Annotated in this window: 11 protein-coding genes; 6 read left to right on the top strand and 5 right to left on the bottom strand. The window is 63.2% G+C overall.

Going from position 1 to position 16,030, the window contains the following annotated elements:
* Positions 1-48 precede the first annotated feature (48 nt).
* The 4 genes from APH27_RS03430 to APH27_RS03415 all read right to left on the bottom strand — a co-directional run bounded on the left by APH27_RS03430 (position 49) and on the right by APH27_RS03415 (position 4,153).
* Complete coding sequence (locus APH27_RS03430) at positions 49-1,380, bottom strand: MFS transporter (RefSeq protein WP_027919332.1); 1,332 nt, start codon at positions 1,378-1,380, stop codon at positions 49-51.
* Positions 1,381-1,423: 43 nt separating this feature from the next.
* Entirely contained in the window at positions 1,424-2,617 is a 1,194-nt protein-coding gene (lhgO, locus tag APH27_RS03425; protein WP_027919331.1) for an L-2-hydroxyglutarate oxidase, read from the bottom strand.
* 103 nt (positions 2,618-2,720) lie between these two features.
* A complete protein-coding gene (locus tag APH27_RS03420) occupies positions 2,721-3,431 on the bottom strand; it encodes a FadR/GntR family transcriptional regulator (RefSeq protein WP_060483978.1) in 711 nt (236 codons plus the stop codon).
* A gap of 368 nt (positions 3,432-3,799) precedes the next feature.
* Entirely contained in the window at positions 3,800-4,153 is a 354-nt protein-coding gene (locus APH27_RS03415; RefSeq protein WP_027919329.1) for a hypothetical protein, read from the bottom strand.
* A 275-nt stretch (positions 4,154-4,428) separates the two neighbouring features.
* Here APH27_RS03415 and APH27_RS03410 point away from each other — a divergent pair, with 275 nt between their 5' ends.
* The gene (locus APH27_RS03410; protein ID WP_060483977.1) at positions 4,429-9,294 is read left to right on the top strand and encodes an NAD-glutamate dehydrogenase; all 4,866 of its coding nucleotides are present in this window, start codon (positions 4,429-4,431) and stop codon (positions 9,292-9,294) included.
* Positions 9,295-9,461: 167 nt separating this feature from the next.
* Here the strand turns inward: APH27_RS03410 and APH27_RS03405 are convergent, their stop codons facing one another.
* The gene (locus APH27_RS03405; RefSeq protein WP_027919327.1) at positions 9,462-10,280 is read right to left on the bottom strand and encodes a pyruvate, water dikinase regulatory protein; all 819 of its coding nucleotides are present in this window, start codon (positions 10,278-10,280) and stop codon (positions 9,462-9,464) included.
* 190 nt (positions 10,281-10,470) lie between these two features.
* Here APH27_RS03405 and ppsA point away from each other — a divergent pair, with 190 nt between their 5' ends.
* From ppsA to APH27_RS03380, 5 genes are all read left to right on the top strand, one after another.
* Positions 10,471-12,846, top strand: a complete 2,376-nt coding sequence (ppsA, locus tag APH27_RS03400; RefSeq protein ID WP_060483976.1) for a phosphoenolpyruvate synthase — start codon at positions 10,471-10,473, stop codon at positions 12,844-12,846.
* A 102-nt stretch (positions 12,847-12,948) separates the two neighbouring features.
* Positions 12,949-13,941, top strand: a complete 993-nt coding sequence (locus tag APH27_RS03395; RefSeq protein ID WP_256250545.1) for an alpha/beta fold hydrolase — start codon at positions 12,949-12,951, stop codon at positions 13,939-13,941.
* A gap of 215 nt (positions 13,942-14,156) precedes the next feature.
* The gene (rraA, locus tag APH27_RS03390; protein ID WP_060483974.1) at positions 14,157-14,648 is read left to right on the top strand and encodes a ribonuclease E activity regulator RraA; all 492 of its coding nucleotides are present in this window, start codon (positions 14,157-14,159) and stop codon (positions 14,646-14,648) included.
* Between the two features lie 27 nt (positions 14,649-14,675).
* Complete coding sequence (locus APH27_RS03385; RefSeq protein WP_027919408.1) at positions 14,676-15,671, top strand: zinc transporter ZntB; 996 nt, start codon at positions 14,676-14,678, stop codon at positions 15,669-15,671.
* A 93-nt stretch (positions 15,672-15,764) separates the two neighbouring features.
* Complete coding sequence (locus APH27_RS03380) at positions 15,765-16,028, top strand: hypothetical protein (RefSeq protein WP_027919409.1); 264 nt, start codon at positions 15,765-15,767, stop codon at positions 16,026-16,028.
* The last annotated feature ends 2 nt before the right edge of the window (positions 16,029-16,030 follow it).

The raw sequence follows: 16,030 nt of genomic DNA, 5'->3' as shown, positions 1-16,030 counted from the left end.
CGGCCCCTTCGCGTCGAACCGCAGCGAAGAGGCCGTATCCTTCGGGTTTCAGTTTTTCGCGCTGGAGTGCTTGCGCCCTTGGTCGCACAGGGCGAACACCACCACCAGCACCCCGGCAATCGCCAGGATCAGCGCCACGCCATCGGTGGAATGGGTCGCAGACCCGGCCACCAGGGCCAACCCGCCCAGTGGCGCCAGGCCACCGGCTACTGCCGTGCCGATTTCGCGGCCGGTGCCAAAGCCCGACGAGCGTGTCTGGGTCGGGAACTGACGGCTGAGGAACGAACCCTGCGGGGCGAACATCATCGGCGCGAGGATGCCAGTGCCGATAGCGATGGCGATGTAGATCTGGGTGGGCTCACCGGTGCTCAACAGCTGCAGGAACGGGTAGGCGAACAGCGCCGACAGTACCCCACCGAGCATCAGTACGGTCTTGCTGCTCCAGCGGTCGCACAGCCAGCCGAAGAACGGCACGGCGAAGATCGCCACCAGGCTGGCGATGGTCACCGACAGCGAGGTGACATGCGCCTGCACGCCCTTGAACTGGGTCAGGTAGGCCAGTGAGAAGGTCTTGAAGATGTAGCTCAGGGCGTTGTAGCCGATGGCCACGAAGAACACCACGGCCAGGCCCTTGAGGTCATTCTTGAACAGCAACTTCAGCGGCGACACCTGCGGCTTGCTGCTGTCGGCCTGGTCCAGCTCCTTGAAGTCCGGTGTCTCGGGGATGCTCTTGCGCACCCACAGGCCGACAGCCACCAGGGCGATGCTGGCAATGAACGGGATGCGCCAGCCACCGGCGAGCAGGAAGTCGTTGCCATTCATGGTCAGCAGGTACACGGTCAGCGACGACAGCAGCAGCCCCAGGTTCAGCCCCAGCGCCGGCCACGCACCCTGGCTGCCGCGCTTGCCTTCACTGGCATGTTCGTAGGAGGTGACTGCCGCGCCGGACAGCTCGGCGCCCGCGCCCAGGCCCTGGATGATGCGGATTACCACCAGCAGGATCGGTGCCCAGATGCCGATGCTGGCATAGCTTGGGATCAGCCCGATCAGCGCCGTGCACACGCCCATCATGCAGAAGGTGATCACCAGCACATGCTTGCGGCCGAAGCGGTCACCCAGGTAGCCGAACAGGATGCCGCCGAAGGGGCGGGCGATGAAGCCGATGGCGAAGGTGGAGAAGGCCAGCAGCGAGGCCACCGCCGGGTTGCTCGCATCGAAGAAGACCTTCGAGAACACGATCGCCGCCATGGTCGCGTAGAGGTAGAAGTCGTACCACTCCAGCATCGAGCCAAAGATGGTCGCCGCTGCCACCTTGCGCAGGCGCTTGCGTTGCTGTTGCGGAGTTTCGTGCGCGGCCGGGGCCGCCTCATGTACCGACATGGGGGGTTCCTTATTGTCTTTGTAGTTGTGGGTGCTGCAGGTTTCAGCGGGCCTTGAGGATCTTTTCGGCGATCATCTGGCCGATGGGAATGGCCGAGGTGGCAGCCGGCGACGGCGCATTGCAGACATGCACCATGCGCGGTGTCTCGGCGAACAGGAAATCGTGCACCAGGGTGCCATCGCGCATTACCGCCTGGGCGCGAATGCCCGCTTCGTAAGGCAGCAGGTCTGCCACTTCCAGCGATGGGCAGTATTTGCGGCACTGCTCCAGGTAACCGCGCTTGAACAGCGAGTTCTTCATCTCGGTGGTGCCGGAGCCGAGGTTGTTCCAGATGGTCTTCCAGAAGCCTGGGAAGCTGGCGTACTCGGCCACGTCGCGCCAATTGACCGAAAACTTGCGGTAGTTCTCGCGGCCGAAACCGAGCACGGCATTCGGGCCGACGGTGACGCTGCCGTCGATCATGCGGGTCAGGTGCACGCCGAGGAACGGCAGTTCCGGGTCGGGGATCGGGTAGATCAGGTGGTTGACGATCTGGTTCTTGCTGGCCGGCAGGCGGTAGTACTCGCCGCGGAATGGGATGATCTGGTGGTCGATCTTCACCCCGGCCAGGCGTGCCAGGCGGTCGGATTGCAGGCCGGCACAGGCGACCAGCTGGCGGGCGCGCCAGGTGTGGCTGTCGGTGCCGATGGCGACGTGGTCGGCATGCTCCTGAATCGCGCGCACGCTGGTCGAAAGGTGCACCTCGCCGCCGGCCTGGCGGATCACCTTGGCCATGGCGTTGCACACTTGGGTGTAGTCGACGATGCCGGTGGCATCGAGGAACAGCGCGCCCTTGCCGACGATGTTCGGTTCGCGTTCAGCCAGTGCGGCGGCGTCCAGGCGCTCGACTTTCAGGCCGTTCTGCTGCGAACGCTCATACAGCGCCTGCATGCGCTGCACTTCCAGGTCGTTGGAGGCCACCAGCAACTTGCCGCAGACCTCGAAGGCGATACCGTGCTCGCTGCAGAAATCCTTGGTCGCCTGGGCACCACGCTTGCACAGTTCGGCCTTGAGGCTGCCGGGTGCGTAATAGATGCCTGCATGGATCACGCCACTGTTGTGGCCAGTCTGGTGGCGGCCGAGGCTGGCTTCCTTTTCCAGGATCAGCAGGGATGCGCCCGGGCGCTGTTCGAGCAGGGCCATCGCAGTGGCGAGGCCGACGATGCCGCCGCCAATGATGCAGTAGTCGTAAGTCATGCAGGGGTACCTTGCTGTTCTTGTCGGTGGATCTGCTTATCAGGTTGTCAGACTAAGTGGTGCGTAAAAAGGCCCTCGCCAGGCCGCGTCGGTATCTGCGGGGTCAGTCGAGGGCGGGGAGGTCTATCTTCAAGCGCCTGGCCGAGGCGCGCAGGTGTGCTTCGGCGCAGGCTGCGGCAGCCTGGCGGTCACCCGCTGCGATGGCCTGGTACAGCGCCTGGTGTTCGCGGTTGGCATCGGCCGAGCCCCCCACCGAGTGGGCGGCGGAGTTTTCCCAGGCGGTGCGCCGGGCGCTGGCCAGCTGGCCGCCGAGGAAGTCGTGAAACGCCACGAAGTAATCGTTCTTGCTGGCTTCTGCAATTGCCCGGTGGAACGCCACGTCGGCAGCCGAAGCGGTGGCGAAGTCGCTGCGCTTGTCGAGCATTTCCTGCAGGGCCTTGGCCATATGGGCCAGGTCCTGTTCATCGCGGCGGCGGGCGGCGATGGCGGCGGCCTGGGTTTCGATCCACAGGCGCATCTCGAACATCTGCACCAGGTCCGGCTTGCGGCCATTGCTGCCGGGGAAGCGGAACACGGTGCCGGCGGGTGTTTGCGAAATGTAGGAACCGAGCCCGCGACGGGCGATCAGTATGCCGTCGGCCTTGAGCTGCGCCACGGCCTCGCGCACCACCGAGCGGCTGACGTTCAGCTGTTCGGCCAGTTGCTGTTCGGTGGGCAGGCGCGATTCGGCAGCCAGGCGGCCGGAATCGATCTCGGCGCGGATGGCGCTGACGACCCGCTCGACCAGGGTGTCGGGGCGCTGGAGCTCTAGCATGGAAACAGTTGCCTAGTTATCAGGTTGTCAGACAATGCCTGTGTGGGGATGGGCTGTCAATGGTGCGTTGGGGCTGGAGTGCATGTCTGGAGAGATTCATTGCCTTTGAGATCGAGCGCCGCCCGCGCGGCGCATCGCGGATAAATCCGCTCCTACATCTGTTGCAACGTAGCCATGCCTGACACGCCATGGTTGTCAGCCGATTCGCACGGCTCAAGTCATGCGCCAAGGCAGGCGACCATGGCGTAACAGGTCCGGCACGTTGCAACAAATGTAGGAGCGGATTTATCCGCGATGCGCCGCGCGGGCGGCGCTCGATCTCCCACGCGCTGAGAATCTATCGGCATACACCCCGCAGCCCCAATATCTCAGCGTTCGCTGATGAAGGTGCCAGTGCCATCGAGGATATTGCGCAGGGTCAGCGCCACTTCCTCAAGGTCGGTCCCCGCCGACGTCAGCACGATCTCCAGCGCCTCATCCCCTTTCAGCGCATCGCGATCCCCGGCCGCCACCTCGATCAGCAAGCGCTGCGCACTCAAGGTCACCTTCAGCCCATCCAGGGTCGACGGCTCGTCATCCAGGGTCAAGTCGACGGTGTCTTCATCCGGGTAGCGGGTCAGCAGAAACATCTGCCCCTTGTCACTGTGGCAGCACAGGGTCGCCATGTTGTCTTCCTCGTCATCGCAAGGGGTGGCGAACAGCAAGGCGGTGTGGATTTGCATGGCTACGACTCGGGTCAAGGGAAATGAGAGGGAATTCTGACAGCCTTGCAAACATCCATAAACGTAAAGTTGCCAGCCCTTGACCGAAATTGTCGCAGCCTCGCAAGCGGCAATGACCGCTCAGTCGTTAAGCTTCGGCGAGCCCTGAGCGTGCCTGCCACGTTCAACGTCTGGTTTTTACCGTCCGGCTTGCCACGGGTTGGCTATCGTTGATCCGTACATGGCGGACGTGCGCGACGCTTCAACTAATACAAAGCCCAAGCGGAGTACCACAGATGGCGTTCTTCACCGCAGCCAGCAAAGCCGACTTCCAGCATCAACTGCAAGCGGCCCTGGCGCAGCACATCAGCGAACAGTCCCTGCCACAAGTGGCGCTATTCGCCGAGCAGTTCTTCGGCATCATCTCTCTGGACGAACTTACCCAGCGCAGGCTTTCCGACCTGGCCGGCTGCACCCTGTCGGCGTGGCGCATCATCGAGCGCTTCGACCCCGAGTACCCGCAAGTACGGGTGTACAACCCCGATTACGAACGCAATGGCTGGCAATCGACCCACACCGTGGTCGAAGTGCTGCACCACGACCTGCCGTTCCTGGTCGACTCGGTGCGCACCGAGCTCAACCGCCGCGGCTACAGCATCCATACCTTGCAGACCACGGTGCTGAGCGTGCGCCGGGGCGCCAAGGGCGAACTGCTCGAGCTGCTGCCCAAGGGTACCCAGGGCGAGGGCGTGCGCCACGAATCGCTGATGTACCTGGAAATCGACCGCTGCGCCAATGCCGCCGAACTCAACGTGCTTACACGCGAGATCGAGCAGGTGCTGGCCGAAGTGCGCGTGGCCGTGGCCGATTTCGAGCCGATGAAAGCCAAGCTGCGTGAAGTCGTCGCCGAGGTGGAAAACACCGCCTATGGCCCGGTCCAGCATGAAAAGGGCGAGGTCAAGGCCTTCCTCGAATGGCTGCTGGACAACCACTTCACCTTCCTCGGCTATGAAGAATTCACCGTTCAGGCCGACAGCTCCGGCGGCCAGATGGCCTACGACGAGCAGTCGTTCCTCGGTCTGCCGCGCCGCCTGCGGGTGGGCCTGACAGCGGAAGAACTGCGCATCGAAGACTATGCCGTGGCCTACCTCAACGAGCCTCTGCTGCTGTCGTTCGCCAAGGCCGCGCTGCCCAGCCGCGTGCATCGCCCGGCTTACCCGGACTACGTATCGATCCGCCAGCTGGGCGCCGACGGCAAGGTCATCAAGGAACACCGTTTCATGGGCCTGTACACCTCGTCGGTGTATGGCGAGAGCGTGCATGCCATCCCTTACATCCGCGTGAAGGTTGCCGAGGTCGAGCGCCGTTCCGGCTTCGACCCGAAAGCGCACCTGGGCAAGGAACTGGCCCAGGTGCTCGAAGTGCTGCCGCGCGACGACCTGTTCCAGACCCCGGTCGATGAGCTGTTCAGCACCGTGATGTCGATCGTGCAGATCCAGGAACGCAACAAGATCCGTGTGTTCCTGCGCAAGGACCCGTACGGGCGCTTCTGCTACTGCCTGGCCTACGTGCCGCGTGAGATCTACTCCACCGAAGTGCGGCAGAAGATCCAGCAGGTGCTGATGGAGCGCCTGAAGGCCAGCGACTGTGAGTTCTGGACCTTCTTCTCCGAGTCGGTGCTGGCGCGCGTGCAACTGATCTTGCGGGTCGACCCGAAAAACCGCATCGACATCGACCCGCAGCAGCTGGAAAACGAAGTGATCCAGGCCTGCCGCTCGTGGCATGACGACTACTCGGCACTGGTCATCGAGAACTTCGGCGAAGCCCAGGGCACCAACATTCTCGCGGACTTCCCCAAAGGCTTCCCGGCGGGCTACCGCGAGCGCTTCCCGGCGCACTCGGCCGTCGTCGACCTGCAGCACGTGGTGGCGCTGTCCGAGAGCAAGCCGTTGGCGATGAGCTTCTACCAGCCCCTGACCCGTCTGGGCGACCGCCTGTTGCACTGCAAGCTGTACCACGCCGACACCCCGCTGGCGTTGTCGGACGTGCTGCCGATCCTGGAAAACCTCGGCCTGCGCGTGCTCGGCGAATTCCCTTACCGCCTGCGCCACGCCAGCGGGCGTGAGTTTTGGATCCATGACTTTGCCTTCACCTACAGCGAAGGCCTGAACCTGGATATCCAGCAGCTCAACGACACCCTGCAGGATGCCTTTGTCCACATCGTCAACGGCGACGCCGAGAACGACGCCTTCAACCGCCTGGTGCTCACTGCCGGCCTGCCGTGGCGTGACGTGGCGCTGTTGCGCGCCTATGCCCGCTACCTCAAACAGATCCGCCTGGGCTTCGACCTCGGCTACATCGCCAGCACCCTGAACAACCACACCGACATCGCCCGCGAGCTGACGCGGTTGTTCAAGACCCGCTTCTACCTGGCGCGCAAGCTCACCAATGAGGACCTGGACGACAAGCAGCAGCGCCTGGAGCAGGCGATCCTCACCGCCCTGGACGAGGTCCAGGTGCTCAACGAGGACCGCATCCTGCGGCGCTACCTGGACCTGATCAAGGCCACCCTGCGCACCAACTTCTACCAGCCGGATGCCAACGGCCAGAACAAGTCGTACTTCAGCTTCAAGTTCAACCCCAAGCTGATTCCCGAGCTGCCCAAACCGGTGCCGAAGTTCGAGATCTTCGTCTACTCGCCACGGGTCGAGGGCGTGCACCTGCGCTTCGGCAATGTCGCCCGCGGCGGCCTGCGCTGGTCGGACCGCGAAGAAGACTTCCGCACCGAAGTACTGGGCCTGGTGAAAGCCCAGCAAGTGAAAAACTCGGTGATCGTGCCGGTTGGCGCCAAGGGCGGTTTCCTGCCGCGCCGTCTGCCGCTGGGCGGCACGCGCGACGAAATCGCCGCCGAGGGCGTGGCCTGCTACCGCATTTTCATTTCCGGCCTGCTCGACATCACCGACAACCTCAAGGACGGTGGCGTGGTGCCGCCGGCCAACGTGGTGCGTCATGACGATGACGACCCGTACTTGGTGGTGGCGGCCGACAAGGGCACCGCGACCTTCTCTGATATCGCCAACGGCATCGCCATCGATTACGGCTTCTGGCTCGGCGATGCATTCGCCTCGGGAGGCTCGGCCGGTTACGACCACAAGAAAATGGGCATCACTGCCCGTGGCGCCTGGGTCGGCGTGCAGCGCCATTTCCGCGAGCGCGGCATCAACGTGCAGCAAGACCCGATCACCGTGATTGGCGTCGGCGACATGGCCGGTGACGTATTCGGCAACGGCCTGCTGATGTCCGACAAGCTGCAACTGGTGGCGGCGTTCAACCACCTGCACATCTTCATCGACCCGAACCCGGACCCGGCCACCAGCTTCGTCGAGCGCAAGCGCCTGTTCGACCTGCCGCGCTCGGCCTGGAGCGACTACGACGCCAGCATCATGTCCGAAGGCGGTGGGATCTTCCCGCGCAGTGCCAAGAGCATCGCCATCAGCCCGCAGATGAAGGAACGCTTTGCCATCGAGGCAGACCGCCTGACCCCGACCGAACTGCTGCACGCGCTGCTCAAGGCGCCGGTCGACCTGCTGTGGAACGGCGGCATCGGTACCTACGTCAAGGCCAGCAGCGAAAGCCACGCTGATGTCGGTGACAAGGCCAACGATGCCTTGCGCGTCAACGGCAACGAGCTGCGCTGCAAGGTGGTGGGGGAGGGCGGCAACCTCGGCATGACCCAGCTCGGCCGTGTCGAGTTCGGCCTGCACGGCGGCGCCACCAACACCGACTTCATCGACAACGCCGGTGGCGTGGACTGCTCCGACCACGAGGTCAACATCAAGATCCTGCTCAACGAAGTGGTGCAGGGTGGCGACATGACCGAGAAGCAGCGCAACCAGCTGCTTGGCAGCATGACCGACGAAGTGGCCAGCCTGGTGCTGGGCAACAACTACAAGCAGACCCAGGCGTTGTCGCTGGCAGCCCGCCGAGCCCGTGAGCGGATCGCGGAATACAAGCGCCTGATGGCCGACCTCGAAGGCCGTGGCAAGCTGGACCGGGCAATCGAGTTCCTGCCATCGGAAGATCTGTTGGCCGAGCGCCTGGCCGCTGGCCAGGGCCTGACCCGCGCCGAGCTGTCGGTGCTGATCTCGTACAGCAAGATCGACCTCAAGGAGCAACTGCTCAAGTCGCTGGTGCCGGACGACGACTACCTGACCCGCGACATGGAAACCGCCTTCCCGCCGTCGCTGGTCAGCAAATTCGCCGACGCCATGCGCCGTCACCGCCTGAAGCGCGAAATCGTCAGCACCCAGATCGCCAACGACCTGGTCAACAACATGGGCATCACCTTCGTCCAGCGCCTGAAGGAGTCGACCGGCATGAGCCCGGCCAACGTTGCCGGGGCCTATGTGATCGTGCGCGACATCTTCCACCTGCCGCACTGGTTCCGCCAGATCGAGGCGCTGGACTACCAGGTGCCGGCGGAAATCCAGCTGACCTTGATGGACGAGCTGATGCGCCTTGGGCGCCGCGCCACCCGCTGGTTCCTGCGCAGCCGGCGCAACGAGCAGGACGCCGGGCGTGACACCGCGCACTTCGGGCCGAAGATCGCCCAGCTGGGGCTCAAGCTCGACGAGCTGCTGGAAGGGCCGACCCGCGAGCGCTGGATGGTGCGTTACCAGAGCTTCGTCGACGCCGGGGTGCCGGAGTTGCTGGCGCGCATGGTTGCCGGTACCACGCACCTGTACACCCTGCTGCCGATCATCGAGGCCTCCGACGTGACCGGCCATGACCCGGCGCAGGTGGCCAAGGCATTCTTCGCCGTGGGCAGCGCGCTGGACCTGACCTGGTATCTACAGGAAATCAGCAACCTGCCAGTGGAAAACAACTGGCAGGCCCTGGCCCGCGAGGCGTTCCGCGACGACATCGACCTGCAGCAGCGGGCGATCACCATCTCGGTGTTGCAGATGGCCGATGGCCCGGAGGACATGGACGCCCGTGTGGCGCTGTGGGCCGAGCAGCACCGGGTGATGGTCGAGCGCTGGCGCGCCATGCTCGACGACCTGCGCAATGCCTCGGGCACAGACTATGCGATGTACGCGGTGGCCAACCGCGAGCTGGTCGACCTGGCCATGAGCGGGCAGGCGGCGGTGGTGCCGTCCTGAGTCAGGTGGTGAGGTAAAAGAAAGCCCCGGCAGCGATGCCGGGGCTTTTTTTGTACTCCTGCGGCGGCCTCTTCGCGGGTAAACCCGCTCCCACAGGGATCTTACTGACCTTGGGTATGTGCAATACCTGTGGGAGGGGGCTTGCCCGCGAAAGGGCCGCTGCAGGCTTACTTGAACCTGCGCTCCACACCTTTTTCCACGAGGATCTTCGCCGAAATCTCTTCCACCGAAAAATGCGTGGAGTTGATGTTGGGAATGTTCTCGCGGCGGAACAGGTTCTCTACCTCACGCACCTCGAACTCGCACTGGGCAAAGCTCGAATAGCGGCTGTTGGGCTTGCGCTCGTGACGGATGGCGGTCAGGCGGTCGGGGTCGATGGTCAGGCCGAACAGCTTGTTGTGGTGCTTTTTCAGCACCGCCGGCAGCTGCAGGCGCTCCATGTCGTCCTCGGTCAGCGGGTAGTTGGCTGCGCGGATACCGAACTGCATGGCCATATACAGGCAAGTCGGGGTCTTGCCGCAGCGCGACACGCCAACCAGGATCAGGTCGGCCTTGTCGTAGTAGTGGGTGCGGGCGCCATCGTCGTTATCCAGGGCGAAGTTGACCGCCTCGATCCGTTCCATGTAGTTGGAGTTCCCACCAATCGAGTGCGACTTGCCCACGGAATACGACGAATGGGCTGTCAATTCCTGCTCGAGCGGGGATAAAAACGTCGAAAAGATGTCGATCATGAAGCCGTTCGACGTCGCCAGGATCTCACGGATGTCCTGATTGACGATGGTGTCGAAGATGATCGGGCGCATGCCGTCGCGCTCGGCGGCAGTGTTGATCTGCTGCACCATGGTCCGTGCTTTTTCCGGGCTGTCGATGTACGGACGGGTGAATTTATTGAACGGAATGCTCTCGAATTGAGCGAGCAGGCTTTGGCCCAGTGTTTCGGCGGTGATGCCGGTGCCATCGGAGATGAAAAACGCGGTTCGTTTCATTTGCGATCTGGGCCTTAAGCTGATGACGTTTCTTGGATATGATAAGTTCGGTTTGCCGAATGCGGCTGTCGGCATTCTGCCATATTTTACGAGCCTATTTTCCAGGTCCAGGCCACATGCGTCCGGCCCAGTCAACGATGGCAGGCGGGCGCCCTTGAGCTTTTCCAATACAGTTAGTGGAGAGATCACCTTGGTAGAGTACGTAGTTTCCCTCGATAAGCTCGGCGTCCATGATGTAGAGCATGTGGGGGGCAAGAACGCATCCCTGGGCGAGATGATCAGTAACCTCGCCGGTGCCGGCGTGTCGGTGCCGGGCGGCTTTGCCACTACGGCTCAGGCGTACCGTGATTTTCTTGAACAAAGTGGCCTGAACGACAAGATTCACGCTGCCCTCGACGCGCTGGACGTGGACGATGTCAACGCCCTGGCCAAGACCGGCGCGCAGATCCGCCAATGGGTGATGGAAGCTGATTTCCCGGCGCGTCTTGATTCGGAAATCCGAACCGCTTTCGCCGCCATGGCCAACGGTAACGACAACATGGCCGTTGCCGTGCGTTCCTCGGCCACCGCCGAAGACCTGCCTGACGCCTCGTTCGCTGGTCAGCAAGAGACCTTCCTCAACATTCGCGGCGTCGACAACGTGATCCGCGCGGCCAAGGAAGTGTTCGCTTCGCTGTTCAACGACCGCGCCATTTCCTATCGCGTGCACCAAGGCTTCGACCACAAACTCGTCGCCTTGTCGGCGGGTGTGCAGCGTATGGTCCGCTCCGAAACCGGCACCGCCGGCGTGATGTTCACCCTCGACACCGAGTCGGGCTTCCGCGACGTGGTGTTCATCACCGGCGCCTACGGCCTGGGTGAAACCGTGGTTCAAGGCGCGGTCAACCCGGACGAGTTCTACGTCCACAAAAACACCCTGCAGGCCGGCCGCCCGGCCATCCTGCGCCGCAACCTGGGCAGCAAGGCCATCAAGATGGTCTACGGCGAAGAAGCCAAGGCCGGCCGTTCGGTCAAGACCGTCGAGGTCGATCGCGCCGAGCGCGCCCGCTTCTGCCTGAGCGACGACGAAGTCAACGAACTGGCCAAGCAGGCGATGATCATCGAGCAGCACTACCAGCGCCCCATGGACATCGAATGGGCCAAGGACGGTGACGACGGCAAACTGTACATCGTTCAGGCCCGCCCTGAGACCGTGAAGAGCCGCGCCAGCGCCAACGTCATGGAACGTTACCTGCTCAAAGAGAAGGGCACCGTGCTGGTCGAAGGCCGTGCCATTGGCCAGCGCATCGGCGCCGGCAAGGTCCGCGTGATCAACGACGTGTCCGAGATGGACAAGGTGCAGCCGGGCGACGTGCTGGTCTCCGACATGACCGACCCAGACTGGGAACCGGTGATGAAGCGCGCCAGCGCCATCGTTACCAACCGTGGCGGGCGTACCTGCCACGCGGCGATCATCGCCCGTGAGCTGGGTATCCCGGCCGTGGTCGGTTGTGGCAATGCGACCCAGGTGCTCAAAGACGGCCAGGGCGTGACCGTATCCTGCGCCGAAGGCGATACCGGTTTCATCTTCGAGGGCGAGCTGGGCTTTGACGTCAAGCAGAACTCGGTGGACGCCATGCCAGAGCTGCCGTTCAAGATCATGATGAACGTCGGCAACCCGGACCGCGCCTTCGACTTCGCCCAGCTGCCTAACGCAGGTGTGGGCCTGGCGCGTCTGGAATTCATCATCAACCGCATGATCGGCGTGCACCCCAAGGCGCTGCTGAACTACGCCGGCCTGCCAGCCGAACTGAAGGAAAGCGTCGACAAGCGTATTGCCGGTTACAACGACCCGGTCGGCTTCTATGTCGAGAAACTGGTCGAAGGCATCAGCACCCTGGCTGCAGCCTTCTACCCGAAAAAGGTCATCGTGCGCCTGTCGGACTTCAAGTCCAACGAATACGCCAACCTGATCGGCGGCAAGCTGTACGAGCCGGAAGAAGAAAACCCGATGCTGGGCTTCCGCGGCGCCTCGCGCTACATCAGCGAGTCGTTCCGTGACTGCTTCGAGCTCGAGTGCCGTGCGCTCAAGCGCGTGCGCAATGAAATGGGCCTGACCAACGTCGAGATCATGGTGCCGTTCGTGCGCACCCTGGGCGAAGCCAGCCAGGTCGTCGACCTGCTTGCCGAAAACGGCCTGGCCCGTGGCGAGAACGGCCTGCGCGTGATCATGATGTGCGAGCTGCCGTCCAACGCGATCCTTGCCGAAGAGTTCCTCGAGTACTTCGACGGCTTCTCGATCGGCTCCAACGACCTGACCCAGCTGACCTTGGGCCTGGACCGCGACTCGGGCATCATTGCCCACCTGTTCGACGAGCGTAACCCGGCCGTGAAGAAGCTGCTGGCCAACGCCATTCAGGCGTGCAACAAGGCCGGCAAGTACATCGGCATCTGCGGCCAAGGCCCATCGGATCACCCGGACCTGGCCAAGTGGCTGATGGAGCAGGGCATCGAAAGTGTCTCGCTGAACCCGGACTCGGTACTCGAGACCTGGTTCTTCCTGGCCGAAGGCCAAGGCGCGGCCTGACGCGGTAAATTGCGGGGGCGCGTCTGGCGCGCCCCCGCCTGGTTTTTTCCAGGGCGAGTTCCAGCGATGGATCCCGCCCTTTTTTGTGCACCAAGCAACCTTATGCAAAGCAGCAGCAACCTTTTTCCCGTGGCCTTGCTCAGTGCAGAGCGCCGCGGCGACCTCAGCGAAGACGTATACCGGATCAAGGCCGGCAACAGCCCGGATCCTAGCGTCGAACTGGCCGTGACCCGCCTGGGTCTGGCTGATCAGGGCCGGGCCCAGGGGGTGCCGGTGATTCTGCTGCATGGCAGTTTCTCCAACCGGCGCTTCTGGTACTCGCCCAAAGGCATTGGCCTGGGTGCCTACCTGGCGCGGGCCGGTTTCGATGTGTGGATCCCGGAGATGCGTGGCCATGGCCTGTCGCCGCGCAATATCGCCTGGAAGCACAACAGCGTCGCCGACTATGCCCGCGACGACCTGCCACTGATCAGCGCGTTCGTGCGTGAGCAGTCTGGCCAGGCGCCGCACTGGGTCGGCCACTCCCTGGGTGGAACCACCCTGGTGGCGGCCTTGGGCGGCGGCTATCTCAAGGCTGAGCAGGTGGCCAGCGTGGCGCTTTTCGGTACCCAGATCAGCCGTGTCTACTGGCCGCTCAAAGTGCCGCCGCTGACCTGGGGAGCAAAACTGCTGCTCAGGCGCTGGGGGCAGATTTCCGGGCCGCGTTTCAAGCGTGGGCCGGAGGATGAGCCGATCGGCCTGGCCCTCGAGAGCATGCGCTGGCATGGCCTGTTCGGCCGTTTTGGCGACAAGCACGGTGATTGGTGGACGGGTTTGGCTGAAGTGGATGTGCCGCTTCTGGCCGTGGCGGGCGCCGGTGACTTCCAGGACCCGGTATGGGCATGCCGCAAACTGTTCGATCAGCTCGGCGGGGAGCGCAAGCAGTTCCTGCGCCTGGGGCGCGAAGAAGGCTTCGAGGCCTTTGGGCATGTCGACATGCTGGTGAGCAAGGCGGCACAGGCGCAGGTCTGGCCGTTGGTGGAGCGCTGGTTACGCGACCCGCTGCTGCCGGTGCATGAGTCGACGGTGATGCGCGAGCCTGTACCTGTTGGCTGAATCAGTCTCGCCTGTTCTGGCCTCTTCGCCGGTAAACCCGCTCCCACAGGGGTAGCACCGCTCTGAAGGGCTGTGCAGTCTCTGTGGGAGCGGGTTTACCCGCGAAGAGGCCAGAACAGGCGAAACATGACCGTTCGGTCCCGGATGACTGCGACGGCTTCTACGGTGTAGCCTTGGCCGATAACCGCTTTCGTTGTGACTGACAGGAGCTTCCCATGCAGCATTACGTAACGCCCGACCTGTGTGACGCCTACCCGGACCTGGTTCAGGTGCTGGAACCGATGTTCAGCAACTTCGGTGGCCGTGATTCCTTCGGTGGCCAGATCGTCACCATCAAGTGTTTCGAAGACAATTCGCTGGTCAAGGAGCAGGTCGAGCTCGATGGCAAGGGCAAGGTCCTGGTGGTCGACGGGGGAGGCTCGCTGCGCCGTGCCCTGCTCGGTGACATGCTCGCGGAGAAGGCTGCGAAAAATGGCTGGGAAGGCCTGGTGATCTATGGCTGCGTGCGTGACGTCGACGTGCTGATCCAGACCGATGTGGGTGTGCAAGCCCTGGCCAGCCACCCGATGAAAACCGACAAGCGCGGTATCGGCGACCTGAACGTGGCCGTGACCTTTGCCGGAGTGACCTTCCGCCCGAATGAATACCTGTACGCCGACAACAACGGCGTGATCATCTCGCCAAGCCCGCTGAAAATGCCGGAGTGATGCGCAGTACGCGCTGATGGAGCTTTGATGTTCGAGGAAGACAACGCGCAGTGGGGGCTGGTGCATGCCCTGGTGCTCGATGGTGAAGGTGGCGCGCGTTCGATTGCCCGGACCGAGCTGGACGGCTTGCAGTTGCAGCCTCAGGAAAGCCTGTGGCTGCACTGGGACCGCAGTCATCCGCAAACCCGCACCTGGCTGTTGCATGACAGCGGCCTGAGCGAGTTTGCCTGTGACCTGCTGCTGGAGGAAAACACCCGGCCACGGTTATTGCCGCAGCCGGGGGAGCAGCTGCTGTTGTTCCTGCGTGGCGTCAACCTCAACCCGGGGGCCGAGCCCGAAGACATGGTCTCGGTACGCATTCATGCCCAGGCGCAGCGGGTGATTTCGCTGCGCTTGCGGCCATTGCGTGCCAGTGATGAAGTCCTGCAGCAATTGGAAGAGGGCAGGGGGCCGAAATCCGCGTCCGAACTGTTGCTGTTGATGGGTGAGTTGCTGACCGAAAAGGTCCAGAGCCTGGTCAGCGACCTCTCCGAACTGGTCGACCTTGAAGAAGAAAAGGTTGAATCCGACGAACGGTATACCCCTGAGCAAGGCAGCTTGCAGCAGATCCGTCGGCGCGCTGCGGGCTTGCGCCGGTTCCTGGCGCCCCAGCGGGATATCTATGCCCAGCTGTCGCGCAGCAAATGGAGCTGGTCTTGCGATGCCGACGCCGATTACTGGAACGAGCTGAACAACAGCCTGATCCGCTACCTCGAAGAGCTCGAACTGACCCGCGAGCGCGCAGCGCTGGTGCTGGAAAGCGAAGACCGCCGGCGCAGCGAACGAATGAACCGGACCATGTACCGCTTCGGCATCATCACCTGTATTTTCCTGCCCATGAGCTTTATCACCGGGCTGCTCGGCATCAACGTCGGCGGCATTCCGGGGGCGAGCAACCCATACGGTTTCCTGCTGGCCTGCATTGTCGTGCTGGCCCTGGCGGTGGGGCAGTGGTGGTTGTTCCGGCGGTTGCGCTGGGTATGACGATGCCGCGTTATCTTGAAACATCCGCCCCTGTGCGATGTGTGACCCGTCGCCCGGCCATCTCGTCTCTGACTGATACTGCGCGAGGTGCCCATGCACGATCCGTTTGAACAATCCCTGCGTGACCTGCTCAATGCGTCGCCCTCCGGTGAGGAGCGAGACGATGCCGCGTGCCTGGGTCGCGTGCTCAAAACCGCCAACCGCCAGGTCGGCGCCGGTGATCTGTTCAGCCTGCTTGGCCGCTGGAGCCAGGCGTTGCTGATCGCCGTGAACAATGGTTCGGCGCACGTTGCGCCGGTGCGTCGACACTCTACCCGCAACGCTGCAGATGGCAGCAAAGCAGATAAGGCCGATTGAAT

This window comes from Pseudomonas sp. NBRC 111123 (assembly GCF_001320205.1).
In the GTDB taxonomy this organism is placed as follows: domain Bacteria; phylum Pseudomonadota; class Gammaproteobacteria; order Pseudomonadales; family Pseudomonadaceae; genus Aquipseudomonas; species Aquipseudomonas putida_J.
Note: the sequence above shows the minus strand (reverse complement) of the source record. Positions and strands in the feature narration are given on the sequence as shown.

Bases quoted from the DNA above. Each gene is read 5' to 3' on its own strand.
- APH27_RS03430 (WP_027919332.1), bottom strand. From the start codon at position 1,380: ATGTCGGTACATGAGGCGGCCCCGGCCGCGCACGAAACTCCGCAACAG.
- lhgO (WP_027919331.1), bottom strand. From the start codon at position 2,617: ATGACTTACGACTACTGCATCATTGGCGGCGGCATCGTCGGCCTCGCC.
- APH27_RS03420 (WP_060483978.1), bottom strand. From the start codon at position 3,431: ATGCTAGAGCTCCAGCGCCCCGACACCCTGGTCGAGCGGGTCGTCAGC.
- APH27_RS03415 (WP_027919329.1), bottom strand. From the start codon at position 4,153: ATGCAAATCCACACCGCCTTGCTGTTCGCCACCCCTTGCGATGACGAG.
- APH27_RS03410 (WP_060483977.1), top strand. From the start codon at position 4,429: ATGGCGTTCTTCACCGCAGCCAGCAAAGCCGACTTCCAGCATCAACTG.
- APH27_RS03405 (WP_027919327.1), bottom strand. From the start codon at position 10,280: ATGAAACGAACCGCGTTTTTCATCTCCGATGGCACCGGCATCACCGCC.
- APH27_RS03395 (WP_256250545.1), top strand. From the start codon at position 12,949: ATGCAAAGCAGCAGCAACCTTTTTCCCGTGGCCTTGCTCAGTGCAGAG.
- rraA (WP_060483974.1), top strand. From the start codon at position 14,157: ATGCAGCATTACGTAACGCCCGACCTGTGTGACGCCTACCCGGACCTG.
- APH27_RS03385 (WP_027919408.1), top strand. From the start codon at position 14,676: ATGTTCGAGGAAGACAACGCGCAGTGGGGGCTGGTGCATGCCCTGGTG.
- APH27_RS03380 (WP_027919409.1), top strand. From the start codon at position 15,765: ATGCACGATCCGTTTGAACAATCCCTGCGTGACCTGCTCAATGCGTCG.